The sequence below is a fragment of the Pantoea sp. DY-5 genome (genome assembly GCF_019795955.1).
In the GTDB taxonomy this organism is placed as follows: Bacteria; Pseudomonadota; Gammaproteobacteria; order Enterobacterales; family Enterobacteriaceae; genus Pantoea; species Pantoea leporis.
Map to the genome: position 1 here is coordinate 1 of NZ_JAIMIE010000018.1, position 1,314 is coordinate 1,314.

2 protein-coding genes are annotated in these 1,314 nt (G+C 48.9%); one reads left to right on the forward strand and one right to left on the reverse strand.

The features are described from left to right. Nucleotides 1-680, reverse strand: a 680-nt coding sequence (locus tag K5Y30_RS24715) for a LysR family transcriptional regulator (RefSeq protein WP_222214031.1), incomplete at its 3' end; no start/stop codon positions are given. A gap of 101 nt (nucleotides 681-781) precedes the next feature. Here K5Y30_RS24715 and K5Y30_RS24720 point away from each other — a divergent pair. Then, nucleotides 782-1,314 (forward strand): alpha/beta fold hydrolase (locus K5Y30_RS24720; protein ID WP_255606823.1); only part of this gene is annotated, 533 nt, incomplete at its 3' end.

Below are 1,314 nucleotides of genomic sequence, written 5' to 3' on the forward strand. Positions count from 1 at the left end.
GTGGTTATCGCCGCAAGCATACCTGCTACTGAAGGACATTCCAGTATCACTGCAAATGGAATTTTTGCCTGGCGAAGTTTCTCCTCAGCCAGGTTACGGTAAAAGCAATCCGGTCCCCAGGTAATAAGTTTCAGGCTCTTATCTGATTCATGCCGCCAGGCAGGCGTTGCGTACCAGTATAATTTTTCACTCCACAATACCCTATCTTCCGGCGAGGCCGTGCCCGTGAAATCCTGATGTAAGATAATTTCCAGGCTTCCTTCAGAAAAATGCTGACGCAGGAGATGACTTTGCTCCACCACCAGTTGTACATCCACCTCGGGGTGATGGTGAGTAAAGGTTGAAATGACCCCGCATACTTCTGTCATTGAGATATGTTCAGTGACCCCAATTCGCAGCTTGCCACGTAGTTCCGAAGGCGAAAAATACGCCACGGCATGATCGTGTTCAGTGAGTATTTTTTCCGCATGGCGTAGCAGAACGCTGCCCTTTTCTGTCGGAACGGCTTTTCCGGCGGTGCGCGTAAGTAGCTGGCATTGAAGTTGATCTTCTAGCCTTTTGAGCTTCCAGCTTACTGCAGACTGGCTCAGGTTAAGAAGTAATGCAGCCTTACTCATATTGCCCGTTTGCACCACGGTTCTGAATACTCTGAGCGCATCAACAGAGAGTCGTTTATTCATTTTTGTATGACAAAAGTGGGTTTACAGATGGAAACAATGTCACTGGTGTCATAGGCAGTCAACGGATAGCCTGGAAGAAACAATCACAATGGAGAAAGCTAATGTCCGCTAACAACCCATTACTGAATGAAGACGTTTTGATAAAAGGTTGTCGCATTGCGACCGGGGTCCATGGTTCAGGTACACCTCTGGTGCTGGTTCATGGCACGCCCGCACACTCGGTAATCTGGCAGTCACTGGTGCCGGCAATTGTCGATGCAGGTTTTCACGTTCACCTGTATGACCTGCCTGGGTTCGGCGCATCAGAGCGCCCGTTGACGGCTGATACCTCGGTTTCCGCACAAGTCGGTTATCTGCTGAAACTGCTGGAACACTGGCAGCTCAAAAAAATACATCTTTTTGGTCACGATATCGGCGGGGCAATTTCACTCAGACTGGCATTCGACAACCCATCCCTGCTGAAGACGCTTACGATTGCCGATATTCCGAGTTACAACTCTTGGCCTTCGCCCACATGGAAAGCTATGCGGGATAACTATGTGGATTATGCGCTGATCCCTGCCACTGAGCATTATCGCGCGATGTCTCGACAGTTAAAGATGGCTGTTTTTAATAAGCATCTTATGACAGAGCA